15 protein-coding genes are annotated in these 14737 nt (G+C 69.5%); 11 read left to right on the top strand and 4 right to left on the bottom strand.

Annotation, left to right across the window (positions count from 1 at the left end):
* Window positions 1-167: 167 nt before the first annotated feature.
* Window positions 168-821 carry a thioredoxin domain-containing protein gene (locus tag ASF49_RS07555; protein WP_056470144.1) on the bottom strand — a complete coding sequence of 218 codons (654 nt, stop codon included), beginning with the start codon at window positions 819-821 and terminating at the stop codon, window positions 168-170.
* An 88-nt stretch (window positions 822-909) separates the two neighbouring features.
* A complete protein-coding gene (locus tag ASF49_RS07550; protein ID WP_056470140.1) occupies window positions 910-1395 on the bottom strand; it encodes a DUF721 domain-containing protein in 486 nt (161 codons plus the stop codon).
* Between the two features lie 145 nt (window positions 1396-1540).
* On the opposite strand from ASF49_RS07550, the gene mutY reads away from it, so the two are divergent.
* Window positions 1541-2896 carry an A/G-specific adenine glycosylase gene (gene mutY, locus ASF49_RS07545; protein WP_056470138.1) on the top strand — a complete coding sequence of 452 codons (1356 nt, stop codon included), beginning with the start codon at window positions 1541-1543 and terminating at the stop codon, window positions 2894-2896.
* A gap of 10 nt (window positions 2897-2906) precedes the next feature.
* Here mutY and ASF49_RS07540 read toward each other — a convergent pair whose 3' ends face one another.
* A complete protein-coding gene (locus ASF49_RS07540; RefSeq protein ID WP_056470367.1) occupies window positions 2907-4016 on the bottom strand; it encodes a site-specific DNA-methyltransferase in 1110 nt (369 codons plus the stop codon).
* A 152-nt stretch (window positions 4017-4168) separates the two neighbouring features.
* On the opposite strand from ASF49_RS07540, the gene ASF49_RS23535 reads away from it, so the two are divergent.
* The 7 genes from ASF49_RS23535 to ASF49_RS07510 all read left to right on the top strand — a co-directional run bounded on the left by ASF49_RS23535 (window position 4169) and on the right by ASF49_RS07510 (window position 12732).
* Window positions 4169-4600: a hypothetical protein gene (locus ASF49_RS23535; RefSeq protein WP_156652918.1), complete on the top strand. Its 432-nt coding sequence runs from the start codon at window positions 4169-4171 to the stop codon at window positions 4598-4600.
* Window positions 4601-4697: 97 nt separating this feature from the next.
* The gene (locus tag ASF49_RS07535) at window positions 4698-5048 is read left to right on the top strand and encodes a septal ring lytic transglycosylase RlpA family protein (RefSeq protein ID WP_431739903.1); all 351 of its coding nucleotides are present in this window, start codon (window positions 4698-4700) and stop codon (window positions 5046-5048) included.
* A 77-nt stretch (window positions 5049-5125) separates the two neighbouring features.
* Window positions 5126-5440, top strand: coding sequence for a polyhydroxyalkanoic acid system family protein (locus ASF49_RS07530; protein ID WP_056215767.1), 315 nt, complete (start codon window positions 5126-5128; stop codon window positions 5438-5440).
* An 88-nt stretch (window positions 5441-5528) separates the two neighbouring features.
* The gene (locus ASF49_RS07525) at window positions 5529-5756 is read left to right on the top strand and encodes a hypothetical protein (protein WP_056470132.1); all 228 of its coding nucleotides are present in this window, start codon (window positions 5529-5531) and stop codon (window positions 5754-5756) included.
* A gap of 80 nt (window positions 5757-5836) precedes the next feature.
* Window positions 5837-7660 carry an ABC-F family ATP-binding cassette domain-containing protein gene (locus tag ASF49_RS07520; protein WP_056470129.1) on the top strand — a complete coding sequence of 608 codons (1824 nt, stop codon included), beginning with the start codon at window positions 5837-5839 and terminating at the stop codon, window positions 7658-7660.
* Window positions 7661-7750: 90 nt separating this feature from the next.
* Window positions 7751-9703: a BON domain-containing protein gene (locus tag ASF49_RS07515; protein WP_243214630.1), complete on the top strand. Its 1953-nt coding sequence runs from the start codon at window positions 7751-7753 to the stop codon at window positions 9701-9703.
* Between the two features lie 467 nt (window positions 9704-10170).
* Window positions 10171-12732: an HWE histidine kinase domain-containing protein gene (locus tag ASF49_RS07510; protein WP_056470123.1), complete on the top strand. Its 2562-nt coding sequence runs from the start codon at window positions 10171-10173 to the stop codon at window positions 12730-12732.
* Here ASF49_RS07510 and ASF49_RS07505 read toward each other — a convergent pair.
* Window positions 12729-13373, bottom strand: coding sequence for a biliverdin-producing heme oxygenase (locus ASF49_RS07505; protein WP_056470120.1), 645 nt, complete (start codon window positions 13371-13373; stop codon window positions 12729-12731). The genes ASF49_RS07510 and ASF49_RS07505 overlap by 4 nt on opposite strands.
* Window positions 13374-13485: 112 nt before the next feature.
* On the opposite strand from ASF49_RS07505, the gene ASF49_RS07500 reads away from it, so the two are divergent.
* The 3 genes from ASF49_RS07500 to ASF49_RS22950 all read left to right on the top strand — a co-directional run.
* Window positions 13486-13929 carry a DMT family transporter gene (locus ASF49_RS07500; protein ID WP_056470117.1) on the top strand — a complete coding sequence of 148 codons (444 nt, stop codon included), beginning with the start codon at window positions 13486-13488 and terminating at the stop codon, window positions 13927-13929.
* A 98-nt stretch (window positions 13930-14027) separates the two neighbouring features.
* Window positions 14028-14489 (top strand): hypothetical protein, encoded by a 462-nt coding sequence (locus tag ASF49_RS07495; protein WP_056470115.1) that lies wholly within the window; start codon window positions 14028-14030, stop codon window positions 14487-14489.
* 144 nt (window positions 14490-14633) lie between these two features.
* A partial coding sequence (locus ASF49_RS22950; RefSeq protein ID WP_244472826.1) for a GTP-binding protein occupies window positions 14634-14737 on the top strand: 104 nt, incomplete at its 3' end.

Here is a 14737-nt window from a genome sequence, read left to right as displayed (position 1 = left end):
GGCGCCCTCCACCTCACGTAAGATCTTGTCACGCCAAGAGAATTCGGTGTTTTGCAGAACCGCCCTCAGGTGTTCGCCGAAAGGGTCGGCGAGGGGACGAGAGACCGACACCGCGGGCACCGATAATTCGGGCTCGTGGGTATCCACGGATCCTCGGTATCCAGGGATCAGGCGCCCAGAAGGGGCTTGATCACCTTCTCCATGCCCTCGATGGTCATCTCGCCCTTGAAGCGCTCTCCGTTGATGAAGAAGGTCGGGGTCGAATCGACCTTGAAGGTGTCCATGCCCTTCTGCTTCACCGCGTTGACGGCGCTGTAGAGCTTCTGATCCTTCAGGCAGGCCTCGAATTTCTCCTTCGAGAAGCCGGCCTGGCGCAGCATCTGCTCCATGGCATCCACCGGTGATTGCGGCTTCTGCACGTAGGCCCAAGCCTGCTGCTGGTCGAAGAGCAGGCCGGTGATGGGGTAGTACTTCGCGTCCCCGTCGCAGCGGGCCAGCATGAAGGCGGCGGTGGCGAGCGGATCCAGCGGGAACTCGCGCAGCGTGAAGCGCACCTTGTTGGTGTCGATGTAGCGCTCCTTCAGGGCCGGCCAGGTGAACTTGTGGAAGGCCGCGCAGTGGGAGCAGGTCATCGAGGCGTACTCGATGATGGTGACCTTGGCGTCCTTCGGACCGAGCCAGACGTCGCCGAGGGGGCCGGGCTCCATCAGGGTCGCGAGGTTCGCCTCTTCGGCCAGGGCCGGCAGGGTGAATCGCGGCAGGAGGACCGCGGCGCCGACGGCAAGGCCGGTGGCTTTCAGGGCATCGCGTCGGGTGATCATGATCGGGAGGGCTCCGGTCGCGGACCAAATCTTCTGAAGCGATGCGGTAGAATCCTGCAGGCGTCCTGACAAGGCGGAGCGCGACTCCCTAGCGCTTGTGTGTGGTCGCGACGATCGCCGTCCCGAGGCGGTCGAGGGCGTCCCGCAGGCCGTCGTGCTCGATCGCCTCGACCGCAAGCGCCACTTCGCCGCGGCGGACGGGATCGATGACGGGCGGTGCGGGGCGGCGCCCGATCCGATCCACACGGCCCTGTCGCATCACGATCTTTCCGACGCAGGCCCAGCCGTAATGGGCGTTGATGCGCTGGATCACCACCGGTGCGAGATGCTGCAATTCGAGGGCGAACACCCCCTCGACCCGGACCACGAGGGTACCGGGATCAGGCCGCCCCTCCTCCTCGCGCCGGCGCCGGCGCGGCCATTCGAGCTTCGAGGGCTGGCAGTAGCGCGCGAGCCGCTCGCCGACGATCTCGGGCCAAGCGGCCAGGATATCGGTGGAGGCGAACCCTTGCGCCGCGAAGGCGGGGCCGATGCAGCCCTCCAGCAACTCGGCGAGGGGTTTGACACGCGCCATGCGCAGGGATTCCGTGTGTCCGACAGGGACGGGACCGAGGCTCCGGTATCGTGCGCAATGGTTAGCATGCCGTTCCGTCCGGCCGAAGCCGGGCGGCGGGATCGGGCTGGACAGGCCGGCCTTGGACGCATCGGGCCGGCGGTCTATGCACGGGCATCCCCACCATGCGCCGGTGCCCGTGCCCCACACCACAGCTCCCGCCCCCGAGGCCGCGGACCTCCTGACCTGGTACGACCGGCACCGCCGCGTCCTACCCTGGCGGGCACTCCCCGGCGAGACGCCCGACCCGTATCGGGTCTGGCTCTCGGAAGTGATGCTGCAGCAGACCACGATCGCGGCGGTCAAACCCTATTTCGCGAAGTTCCTGGCCCGCTTTCCCACCGTCGAGGACTTGGCGGGGGCGCCCGAGGAGGCCGTGATGTCGGCCTGGGCCGGGCTCGGCTACTATTCCCGCGCCCGCAACCTGCACGCCTGCGCCAAGGCGGTGGCGGCGGCCGGGCGATTTCCCGACACGGCCGCATCCCTGCGCAAGCTGCCGGGCATCGGCGCCTACACGGCGGGTGCCGTCGCCGCGATCGCGTTCGACCGCCAGGAAGCGGCGGTGGACGGCAATGTCGAGCGGGTGATGACGCGGCTCTTCGCCATCGAGACCACCCTGCCGGCGGCCCGGACCGAGATCCGCACGGCGACCCAGGCCCTGGTTCCGGAGGATCGGCCGGGCGATTTCGCCCAGGCGGTGATGGATCTCGGCGCGACGCTGTGCACCCCCAGGCGCCCGGCCTGCGCGCTCTGTCCCTGGATGGCGCCCTGCCGCGCCCGGGCGCTGGGCTTGCAGGAAACTTTCCCTAGGAAGGTCAAGGCGGTGAAAGGCACCCTGCGTCGTGGCGCGGCCTTCGTGGCGATTCGCAGCGGCGACGAGGCAATCCTGCTCCGCACCCGGCCGCCGGAAGGATTGCTCGGCTCCATGGCCGAGCCGCCGATGAGCCCCTGGGAGCCGGATTACGATCCGGCCCAGGCCCTGCTCGACGCGCCCCTCGATGCGCGCTGGAAGCGGCTGCCGGGCCTCGTGCGGCACGGCTTCACGCATTTTCCGCTGGAGCTGACGGTGTTCGTCGCCAAGGTGGCGCTCAGCACGACCCCGCCGGCGGGCCTGCGCTTCACGCCGCGGCGCGACCTCGACGAGGAACCGCTGCCGGGTGTGATGAAGAAGGTCCTGGCGCACGCCTTCGACCCGAAGCCCGAGGCGGCCGAGCCGGGAGCGGACAAGCCCGCAAAGCGCGGCCGGCCGAAGGCGATGCGGAGTGTGGCCGACACGCCGCTCTTCGCCGAGCCCGAACCGGAGGCGCCAGCCCCGTCGCCGCGCTTTCGCCCGGTGCCGAAGCCGGCCCCGCGCGCGGCGCCGTCCCCGATTCATGACGAGCCCGTCGATGAGTTCGAGGAGCCGTCCGAGGTAGTCCCTTCGCCGAGCCCCCGCAGGCGGGGACGGCCGCGGATCCGATGACCGCGGGCGCTCAGGCGGCCGAGCCCATGGCGGAGCGCATCTTGGCCCGGAAGACGTCGATGAGCACCGGCTTGCCGTCGCGGGTCGCGTGCCAGAAATCCCAGCCGTTGCAGGCCGGGAAGCCCTGCACCAGGGCGCCGATCTTGTGGATCGAGCCCGTGGCCGGTCCGGCCATCAGGGTGCCGTCGGGCCGCACGATGGCGCTGTGGCGCCCACGGGCGTCGGTGAGGGTCTCGCCGGCCCGGATGTGCCCGGCCTCGATGACGCTGAGGAAGGCGACGCGGGGCTCGGCGCGCTTGCTCGGAGCCACCAGCAGGGCGGCCTGCGACAAGGGCTCGACGGCATCGATGCGTGCGCGGGCGGCCTGCGCATAGGCCGTCTCCCGCTCGATGCCGATGAAGCGGCGTCCGAGGCGCTTGGCGACGGCCCCGGTGGTGCCGGTGCCGAAGAAGGGGTCGAGCACCACGTCGCCCGGGTTGGTGGCCGACAGGAGGGTGCGGGCCAGCAGGGCCTCCGGCTTCTGGGTCGGATGCACCTTCTGTCCGTCGGCCCCCTTCAGGCGCTCGTCGCCCGTGCAGAGGGGAATGAACCAGTCGGAGCGCATCTGGACGTCGTCGTTGCCACCCTTCAGCGCCTCGTAATGGAAGGTATAACCCTTCGATTCGGCCGAGCGTGAAGCCCAGATCAGGGTCTCGTGCGCATTGGTGAAGCGCTTGCCGCGGAAGTTCGGCATCGGATTGGCCTTGCGCCAGACGATGTCGTTCAGGATCCAGTAGCCGAGATCCTGCAGCGTCGCGCCGACCCGGAAGATGTTGTGGTAGGAGCCGATGACCCACAAGGTGGCGTTCGGCTTCATCACCCGACGTGCGGCGGCGAGCCATTCGCGGGTGAAGGCATCGTAGGCGGCGAAGGTCGAGAACTTGTCCCAGTCGTCGTCGACCGCGTCGACTCGGCTCTGGTCGGGACGCAGGAGCGAACCTTCCCCGAGCTGGAGATTATAGGGCGGATCGGCGAAGACGCAGTCGACGCTGGACGCCGGGAGGGCGTTCATCGCGGCGATGCAGTCTCCAACGAGAATCTCATCGAGGGGGAGACGCTGAGCGGGGGGTACGAGACCCATCCGCGGCGCCGACACGGGTCGCCCGGTACGCGAGACACTTTTCCGGGCGACGGTGTCGGCAACCGCGGTACGCAGGGAAGCCATGGCAAACACCGGTTACGCGACTGACCGGCAGACCTTGGCCCCGTTAACGTAAAGGCCGAGTTGCCGGGATGCCGACAAGGCGTCTCGATTTGGGGCTGCAATTTTTGCCGGGCTGGTCTTTCTGTGCACGGCGAGCTTTGTTTCAAAACCTCGTAAAGTCGATCGATCGTATCCGGTACTATTCGCGAACAGGTTTTTCAGATGACGACCGTGCGGCCGCCCCCGGCGCTCGCGTCGTGAAGAGGCCGGGAATTACCGGCCGGCGTATTGAGAAGAGAACTTTCTTCTTCCAAAGCGTGTGCCGGCCCTTCGCAGGACAGGGTTTCGCTCAGCGCAATGCTGGTTTCGTTTTACTCGCCCAGACGTTGCGAGCCAGCGCCGAACGCGAGGCGATTTCGGAGCCCCTCAAGGTCATCCAGAATTCCCAATTCACCAGCGAAAATCAGACGGTCCGTCGACAATACGGCCACACACAACCGGAGATTAAAAAATCGTTATAGCCTCGAATTTGACGGCTGTTGCCACATTCGACCGGTCTCATTTTGGCCCTGATCCGCTTCATTTTGCCGGCCATCCGAAACAACAAAGGGAATGCGGATGACTATCAAGCCTGTTCGTGGGGCCGCTGCCATCATCGGGACCGTCGTGACACTCGCCGCCGTTCATCCAGCCAGCGCCCAGAGCGGCGCCGCCTCCTGGTATGCGAGCGGCCATCGGACGGCGAATGGCGAACGCTTCAATCCGAACGGGATGACCGCCGCCCATCGCACGTTGCCGTTCGGCACCCGGGTCCGGGTCGAGAACAAGCGCAACGGCCGCTCGGTGGTGGTGCGCATCAACGATCGCGGCCCGTTCGTCCGCGGCCGGATCATCGATCTCGCCAAGGGCTCGGCCCGCGCGCTCGGCATGGGCGGCACGACCTACGTCGCCCTGAGCGTGGTGAACTGAGCGAATCGGGCCGGTCGGCGTTGTGAGAGGGACCGGCCGGCCCCATCTGGCAGGCGGAACCGAGAGCTCAGACCCCCATGGCAAAGCCGCTGATCGTCGAAATCCCCCATGAACTCGGCCTGGCCGAGGCCCGTCGGCGCATCGCGGACGGCATCACCCAGGCCGACGGTCTGTTCGCCAAGGCGGGCGTCGCCGTCGAGAAGATGGCCTGGACAGACGACCGCCTCGACTTCGCCATGGCGGCCCTGGGTCAGAAGGTCGACGGGCAGGTGGATGTCCGCCCCGAGACCGTGCGGGTCGAGGTCCGGTTGCCCCTGCTCCTGGCGCTGTTCGCCCAACAGATTCAGAAGAAGCTCGGCAACGAGGGCAACCTGCTCCTGACCAAGAAGTGACGGAAACCGGCCGCGTCGCGCCCGGAACCTCCCTCGGCGGCGGACTGTTCCACCGGTCCGTCCCTGAGGCTCTTGAGAGGCGCAAGCGATGTCGAACCCCGGCCCGATCCCGGAAGCCCCAATCCCCGAGACGCCCTACGAAGCCCCTCAGACACCGGCGCCCGGCCCCGATACCCCCGGCACCGACGTGCCGGGCACGACGCCGACCGAAGCGCCCGACGTGACGCCCACCGAGATCCCGGTCAACGATCCGGATATCGGGCCGGCGATCGCTCCCGACCCGATGCCCACGGGGCCCGCCAACCCCACGATGTGAGCAGGACGCGCCGGGGGATTGGTCCGGCACCCCCATTGCGGGTTTGTCCGGCGACGCGGTCGCTGCCATAAGCCCGCCCCATGGCCGCTCCTCCGCTCCTCACCCTCCAAGACGTCGCGCTCACCTTCGGCGGAACCCCGCTGATCGAGCGCGCCGAGCTCGCGATCTCCCCCGGCGAGCGCACCTGCCTCGTGGGCCGCAACGGCTCGGGCAAGTCCACCCTGATGAAGATCGCCGCGGGGCTCGTCGAGCCCGACCGCGGCGTGCGCTTCGTCCAGCCCGGCACCACGATCCGCTACCTGGCGCAGGAGCCCGACTTCTCCGGATTCGAGACCACCCTCGACTTCGTCGAATCCGGCCTCACCCAAGGGGACGACGCTTACCGGGCGCGCTACCTCCTCGAGAATCTGGGGATGACCGGCGCCGAGAATCCGAAGAGCCTTTCGGGCGGCGAGGGGCGGCGGGTGGCGCTCGCCCAGGCCCTGGCGCCGGAGCCAGACATCCTGCTCCTCGACGAGCCCACCAATCACCTCGACCTGCCGGCGATCGAGTGGCTCGAAGCCGAGCTGAAGAGCGTGCGCGGCGCCCTCGTGCTGATCAGCCACGACCGGCGCTTCCTCTCGGCCCTGTCGAAGACCACGATCTGGCTCGACCGCGGGGTCACGCGCAGGATCGAGCAGGGCTTCTCCACCTTCGAGGCCTGGCGCGACGCCTTCTTCGAGGAGGAGGAGCGCGACCGGCACAAGCTGGAGCGCAAGATCGCCGACGAGGAGCACTGGCTGCGCTACGGCGTCACCGCGCGCCGCAAGCGCAACGTGCGCCGCCTCGGCAACCTTCACGCCCTGCGCAAGGAGCGGCGTGAGGATCGCCGGCCGGTCGGCACCGCGACCATGACCTCGACGGAGGCCGAGAGCTCCGGCGCCCTGGTGATCGAGGCCAAGCACGCGGCCAAGGCCTACGGCGCGCGCGAGATCGTCGACGATCTCTCGCTCCGGGTGATGCGCGGCGACCGCCTCGGCATCGTCGGAGCCAACGGTGCCGGCAAGACCACGCTGATCAACCTGCTCACCGGGCAGCTCGCGCCGGATTCCGGTTCGGTGGCGCTCGGCACCAATCTCAAGATGATGCTCCTCGACCAGGCCCGTGCGGTGCTGGAACCGACCATGACGGTGACGGAGGTGCTCACCGGCGGCAGCGGAGATTCGGTGATCGTCGGCGGCGTCAGCCGGCACGTCATCGGCTATCTCAAGGACTTCCTGTTCGCCCCCGAGCAGGCCCGGACTCCGGTGAGCGTACTCTCCGGCGGCGAGCGCAACCGTCTGCTCATCGCCCGCGCCCTGGCCCAGCCCGCGAACCTCCTCGTCCTCGATGAGCCCACCAACGACCTCGACCTCGAGACCCTCGACCTCCTGCAGGAGATGCTGGCGGATTACTCCGGCACCCTGATCCTGGTGAGCCACGACCGGGACTTTCTCGACCGGGTCGTGGGCAGCGTTCTGGTCAGCGAGGGGGAGGGCCGCTGGGTCGAATATGCCGGCGGCTACACCGACATGATCGCACAGCGTGGTGAGGGCGTGCAGGCCCGGGCGGCGGCCGGGCGGGCCGAGAAGGCCGAGGCCCGCGCCGATGCGAAGGATCGCGCCAAGTCCGGCGATGCGGTTAGCCCTGTCGGCAAGCCGAAGCTCGGCTTCAAGGACCAGCACGAACTGAAGACCCTGCCTGACCGGATGAGGAAGCTGGAATCCGACATTGCCAAGCTGCGCGATGTCCTGGCCGATTCGGGCCTCTACGCCCGCGACCCGGCCCGCTTCGCGAAGGCTTCGGACCTCCTCGGCGTCGCCGAGACCGAATTGGCCAAGGCCGAGGACCGCTGGCTCGAACTGGAGATGCTGCGCGACGCCTGAGCGGCGCCCGGCCTTCATGATGCCGCGAAATGCGTGTGGGATACCATCCTGGCGTTCGCTCCCGCGCGCCGCCTGCCATCGGGGTCCGACGTGTCCGCCGCTTCCGTACTCCGTGACCGATGCCGCCGTCTCGGCTGGGCCGCCGGCCTGCCCGGGCTCGCGCTGATCCTCGGCCTTTCCGCCGCCTGGATCACGCCGCGCTTCGAGACGCAGCTCGGCGTCGAGGCCGACGCGATAGCCCGGGCGACGGCGGCGGCGGGCGCAGAGCCGTGGCTGCGCGTGGCCGTCGACGGTCGCGACCTCCTGGTCACCGGTGAGGCGCCCGATGCCGCCACCCGCGATGCGGCCCATCGGCGCCTCGCCGCCATCGAGGGTGTTCGACGCGTCGTCGGCCCGGTCGGGGTGGTCGAGCTGGCCTCGCCCTTCGTCTGGATCGCGACCCGGGAGCGGGACGGCGTCGCGCTCACGGGGGTCCGGCCGGCCGAGATCGGCGCAGGCGCCCTGGCCGAGCAACTCACACCCGCCCTCGAGCCGGGGATGGTCCTGCGCGATCGCGCGCGCGCCGCTCTCGGGGCGCCCACGGATTTCGCCACCGCGGCCGCCTACGCCCTGGCACGCCTGCGCGCCCTCGCCCCCGGCGGCCGGGTGATGCTGGAAGACACGCGCCTCTCGGTCGTCGGCGAGGCGGCCTCGATCGCCGACGACGCGGCCGTGCGGAGCGCCCTGACCGATCTGCCCACCGGCTACAACCTCGGCCGGATCGAGATCCTTCCGGCCATCGTCCCGGATTTTCGCTTCGTGGTGATGCGCGAACCCGGTGGCGCGGTCACGCTCTCGGGTCACGTGGTCTCGGAATCCGTCCGTGCCGAGATCCGGGCCCAGGCGGCGCAGGTGTCCGAAACCGGGCAGGTCGAGGACCGGATGCGCAACGCCCGCGGGCTTCCGGCGGACGTGAACGCCGGCGCCATGGCCCGCTTCGTCCTGCAACTCGCAGCTTTGATCCAGGAGGGCAGCGTCGGCGTCGCCGATGGGCGCGTGGCCGTGAATGGGGTCGCCCTCGACGCGCAGGCCATTCCCGAGATCGAGGCCTTGCTGCGTGACGGGATGCCCGCCGGTCTGGGTCGGGGCGGCACCGCCCTGACGACGCGGCCGCTGTCGCCCTACCGCGTCGCACTTCGGCGCGATGTCGAGGCCGTGACGGTGACGGGCCACCTGCCGGATGCCGAGACGCGGGAGATCCTGCTCGGGACTCTGCGGCCGCGGCTGTTCCGCGAGCGCCTGATCGACCGCACACGCCTCGGCGAAGGAGCTCCGCACGAGCTCGCCCGGGTGCTCCGGTCCACCGCGACGGCCCTCGCTCTGCTGGCGCGGGGCGAGGCCCAGATCGCCGATCGCTCCCTGACCCTGACGGGCGAGAGCCCGTATGCCCAGGGCTCCCGGCGGATCTCCGACGATCTGTCGTCCGCCATGCCGCCGGGCTGGACCGCAGAAGTCGCCGTGACGACGCCCGACGCGGCACCGGCCCGTACACCGGAGGCCTGCGCCGCCGCGATCGAGGGCCGTCTCGCCGCGGGCCAGCCCCTCGTGTTTCCGCCCGGAAGCACGACCCTGAAGCCGGCCTTCTACCCGCTCCTCGACGGGATCGCCGCCCTCGGCAAGACCTGTCCGACCCTGCGCCTCGTGATCACGGGTCACCTCGACCCGACCGGGGCCGCGGCCCCCAAGCCCGTCGCCGAGACCGCGGTGGAGAGCACCGCCTCGCTGGAGACGTCCAAGGACGCGACCAAGGATTCTGCCAAGGCATCGATCAAATCCTCCGGAGACAAGGCATCCGGCAAGACGGCCTCGAAGGACAAGGCCGCCAAGCCGGAACCCAAACCCGCCATGCCCACGGAACCCGCCCCCGACCTCGCGCAAGTGCGCGCCCTCGCCATCGTGGAGTACCTGCTCCAGGCCGGACTCCGCCCGGAGCAGGTCACGGTCGCACCGCCGGGCCTGCAGCGGCCGCCTGGGCAGGGTGTCGGCATCGCGGCGCGATCATGACGATTCAACCGAGGCCGATGGCGTGACCCTCCTGGCAACGACGCTCTGGCCCCTGGCGATCGCCAGCGCACTCCTCGGCTGCACCGTCGGCATGCTGACGGGCCCGCCACGCACGCCGGCTGCCCGATGGAGTGCCCGCGCGCTTGTCGGGGCAGCGGCCCTGGCCGGCTGCCTCGCCGCCTCCGGAGTGGTTCCGGGCCGCACAGGCTTCTGGTTGGAAGGCGGAGCGCTGGGTCTTGCCACCTATCTGATCGGAGCCGCCCTCACGGCTGGACTCGCGCACCGGATCGGAACCCGGTCCGATGGGGGTCGAACGGGCTGAGTCGGCGGTCGCCTGTGGCGCCTCGAACACGGTCGACCGGGAACTGTGTCCGTTGCACGACTATCGAGGAGACTTTCGCGACGGTCCGTCGTTGTTCTCGACGCGCCACTCGGAGCGGACTTGGGACCGACGAACCAGAAACCTGATGACCGATCATTTAGAATCAGCCCGGCTCGTCGACCTGACCTCCTGCGATCGCGAACCGATCCACATCCTCGGCGCGGTCCAGCCCTTCGGCTTCCTGATCGCCGTCTCGCCGGATTGGATGGTCGTCCGGGCCTCCGAGAACGCGGGAGAGTGGCTCGGTCATGGCGGGATGGACCTTCTCGGCCTTCCGTTGGCGGATCTCGTCGACGGCGAGGCGATTCACCTGATCCGCGGCCATCTCCAGGCGCTTCGCGGGCCGGATGCCATCGACAGGATCTTCGGCACCGCCCTGCAGCCGGGGGGTGCCCCCTTCGACATCGCCCTGCACCTGTCGGGCGGCACCATCGTCATCGAGGCCGAGCCGAGCGTCAGCGAGCACCTGAACGCCGGCAATCTCGTGCGCAGCATGGTCGGGCGCCTCCAGCAGACCGTCGGCTTCGAGCCGTTCTGCCGGGAGGCCGTGCGCCAGATGCGGGCGCTGACGGGGTTCGACCGGGCCATGGTCTACCGCTTCGACCCCGACGGCTCGGGCGTGGTGATCGCCGAATCCGCCCGTTCCAGCCTGCCTCCCTATCTCGGTCTGCACTACCCGGCCTCCGACATCCCGAAGCAGGCACGCGCTCTCTACGAGCGCAACTGGCTGCGCATCATCGCCGACGTCGATGCGCAGGCCGTCGCCGTCCTGCCACAGCGCGATCCGGACGGGCGTCCGCTCGACCTGTCGTTGAGCACCCTGCGCACGGTGTCGCCGATCCATCTGGAATATCTGCGCAACATGGGCGTAGGGGCCTCGCTCTCCGTGTCGATCCTGCGCGGCGGAAAGCTCTGGGGCCTGTTCGCCTGCCACCACACCGAGCCGCGCCACATTTCCCTGGAGCGTCGGACCGGGGCCGAACTGTTCGGACAGATGTTCTCCCTGATCCTGGAAAGCCGCGAGCGCGAGGCGGAGGCCGCCTACGAGGGCAGTTCCCGCGCGCTGCACGACCGGCTGATGGGCGCGCTCGCATCGGGCGGGACGAGCCTGGAGAACATCACCGACTTCCTCGACGATATCGCCGGCATCGTCACCTGCGACGGCATCGGCGTCTGGGTCAACGGCGAGATCACCCTGCGGGGCGCGACGCCGACGGCGGAGGAATTCACCGGACTCGTGCGCTTCCTGAACCGTACGGCCACGAGCCGCGCCTTCGCGACCCACGAGATCGGCGCGGTCCATCCGCCGGCAGCCGATTACACCGAGCGTGCGGCCGGCCTCCTGGCGATCCCCATCTCCCGGGCACCGCGGGATTTCCTCGTGTTCTTCCGCCGCGAGATCGCCCGCACCGTCACCTGGGCCGGCAATCCGGAGAAGCCGGCGAGCCTCGGGCCGAACGGCCTGCGCCTCACCCCGCGCAAGAGCTTCGAGGCTTGGACGGAGGTGGTTCGTGGTCAGGCCGCGCCCTGGAGCGCGGCCGACCTGCGCATCGCCGAGGCCCTGCGCATCACGCTGCTCGAAGTCATCCTGCGCCTCACTGATTCCGCCGAGAAGGAGCGCAAGACCGCGCAGGAGCGCCAGGAGCTGCTGATCGCTGAGTTGAACCACCGGGTCCGCAACATCCTCAACCTCATCCGCGGCATCGTCGCGCAGAGCCGCTCCGGGGCCGACAGCGTCGAAGATTTCGCAGGGGTCATCGGCGAGCGCATCCAGGCGCTCGCCCGGGCGCACGACCAAATCACCACCACCAACTGGGGGCCGGGCTCCCTGCGCGACCTCATCACCCTCGAAGCCGAGGCCTACCTCGACCAGCAAGCCGGCCGCGTCCGCCTGGACGGTCTCGACGTGCTCCTCGAACCCCAGGCGTTCTCCACCCTCGCCCTCGTCATCCACGAACTGATGACGAACTCGGCGAAGTACGGCGCCCTGTCGGAGGCGGCTGGGGAAGTCGACGTGTCTTGGGAGCGCGACGCCTCGGAGTGCCTCGTCATCCACTGGCGCGAGAGCGGCGGCCCTCCGGTGAAGCCGCCCCGCCGGCGTGGATTCGGCACCACGCTGATCGAGCGCTCGATCCCCTACGAGTTGAAGGGTGAGGCGGAGATCGCCTACGAGCTCACCGGCCTGCGCGGCCGTTTCGCGGTGCCGGCGCGCTACGTGCGTGCCGCCCCGGCCGCCGTGGCATCGCCGTCCCGGGAGCGCGAGCGCTCGCCCGAGCTCGACGCGAAGGCGCTGTCGGGCTCCGTCCTGGTCGTCGAGGACAACATGATCATCGCCCTCGAAGCGGAGGAGATCCTCGCAACGCTGGGAGCGAGCGCGGTGGACATGGCAGGCTCCGTGCACGAGGCCCTGCGGCAGATCGAGGCGGCCCGACCGAGCTTCGCCCTGCTCGACGTCAATCTAGGCGCTGAGACGAGCCTGCCGGTGGCCCGCCGCCTGGTCGCGGCCGGCGTGCCCTTCGTCTTCGCCACCGGATACGGCGAGAGCTTCCGCATCCCGCCCGAACTGGGTGCCGTGACGATGATCAAGAAGCCCTACACCGCCGACACGCTGCGGCGAGCCCTGGCGAGCCCCCCCGTCCCAGCCTAGCCCCGGGCCTGGGCGGTCTCGAACAGCGCGAAGGCACGCAGGGCACCGCGGATCGCGGCGGCTTCGGCGTCCGCTGGGCGAGTGGCGAGCCAGGCCGCGAAGCTCGGCCACAGGCGGGCACCCTCGCCATGCCGAAGGAAGCGGGCATTCCCTCGGACGTCGGGGTCGGAACTGGCCAGGACCTGTCGCAGCAGGACCTTCCCGCCGAGGCGGGAGCCTTCGAGCACGTAGAGAAGGCCAGGCGCCTCGGCCCCGGCCAAGCCCTGGGGCAGGGGCTCGGGAAGGGTGTCGGGCGCCCCGATCGCCAGACCCCGTAGGTCGGCAAGGAGAAAATCGGCGCGCCGGCGCGCCGGCCAGTCCGGCGGCAGGTCCGCCGCATCGGCTCCGTCGAGCCAAGCCTCGATCTGCACGAAGGGATCGCGCATCGCCGACAGGAAGGTCGCATAGTCGGTCCGCCGGCTCAGATCATGCGCGGCAAACCCCGCATCGAGGCGACGGTGCGCCGCGTCGGTCGCCGCGCGCAAGGCGAAGCGGAGATCGCGCGGTTCGGTCGCGCTGCTCTCCGCAGGTCCCGGCTCGACGGCGTCCGCCGACGAAATGGCCGTCCCGTCCATGCCCGGATCCTCGATGTTCTGCGGCATCGGCGTTCTTAGACGATCCCGAACCCTCGCCAAGGACTTATCGCAGGCTACCTTCCAGACCCGGCCACGCCCCCGCGGCCCGGTCCGCAACGCTGAAGGCCGAGGATCGTCCATGTGGTTCCTCTACGGTTTCGCTCTCCTGGCCGGCATCGCCAATGCGGTCCAGTCGGGGGTGAACGCGACCCTTTCCAAGAACCTGACGCAGCCCTTCGCCGCAGGGATCGTCGTGTCGCTGGCCGGTGGAGTGACTCTGCTCCTGATCGGACTGGTCCTCGGCCGTTTCGCCCTGCCGAGCCTCGGCGACATCCGGGCCGTACCGCTCTGGGCCTGGTTCGGCGGCGTGGTGGGCGCGTTCCTGATCCTGTCGCAGCTCTTCGTCGCCCAGCAGATCGGCGCCGCGCCCTATCTCGGGCTCCTCGTCACCGCCGGTGTCATCACCTCGATCCTGCTCGACCACTTCGGGTGGATCGGATTCGAGCAGCATCCGCTCACCCTGTGGCGCGCGCTCGGAGGCGTGCTGATGATCGGCGGCATCGCCCTGGTGGCGTTGTTCTGAGCAGGGGCAGCGGCTTGTCTTCGGCGCGCGGAACCGCGATGCCTGCCCCGGCGTGGATGCCACGCAGCCCCCCGATGCCGTCCGCTTCCAGAGTCCCCATGAACATCTTCCAGGACATCGTCAGCCGGTTCAGCCAGACCGTGACCGCCTATGCCGGCGACAAGGCCCTCATGCAGGCGATGGTCGCGGCCGCCGCCAACGTGATGGTCGCCGACGGGGAGATCGCCAGCGCGGAATTCGACACGGCCCTGGCGGGCCTGCAGGCCAATCCGATCCTCGAGAAGGGCTACGACCGGCTGATGCTCGAGAGCGAGCTCTACGACGGTATCGCCCGCGCCCGGACCCGCGCCGGCCGGGCCGAGAACCTGCGCCGCGTCGCCGCCATCGAGGGGCGCGGACAGGACGAGCGCGAGGCGACGTTCCTCGTCGCAGCGGACGTCGCCGACCTCGACGGCATCGCCGACGTGGAGGCGCGGGCGCTGGAGGAAATCGCCGCCGCCCTGGGACTGGACCGGGCCGCGCTGCTCGCCGCCTCGCCCGTCCGGCGCCCGGTTCCGTAGCCGGCCGGAGCGGCTTATCCCGCAAGGCCCTTGATCAAAGGACGGCAAGCCTCTAAGCGGGCCCCCGTCTTTCGCCCGGCTCGACACCTTGTCGAGCGACAGCCCGGGCGACCGCTCGTGTGAGCTTGCCGCAGGAAAGAGACGATGGCCAAAGAGAAATTCGCGCGTACGAAGCCGCACTGCAACATTGGCACGATTGGTCACGTGGATCACGGCAAGACGTCTTTGACGGCGGCGATCACGAAGGT

Origin of the sequence: Methylobacterium sp. Leaf104, from assembly GCF_001422885.1 — a bacterium.
GTDB lineage: Bacteria > Pseudomonadota > Alphaproteobacteria > Rhizobiales > Beijerinckiaceae > Methylobacterium.
Note: the sequence above shows the minus strand (reverse complement) of the source record. Positions and strands in the feature narration are given on the sequence as shown.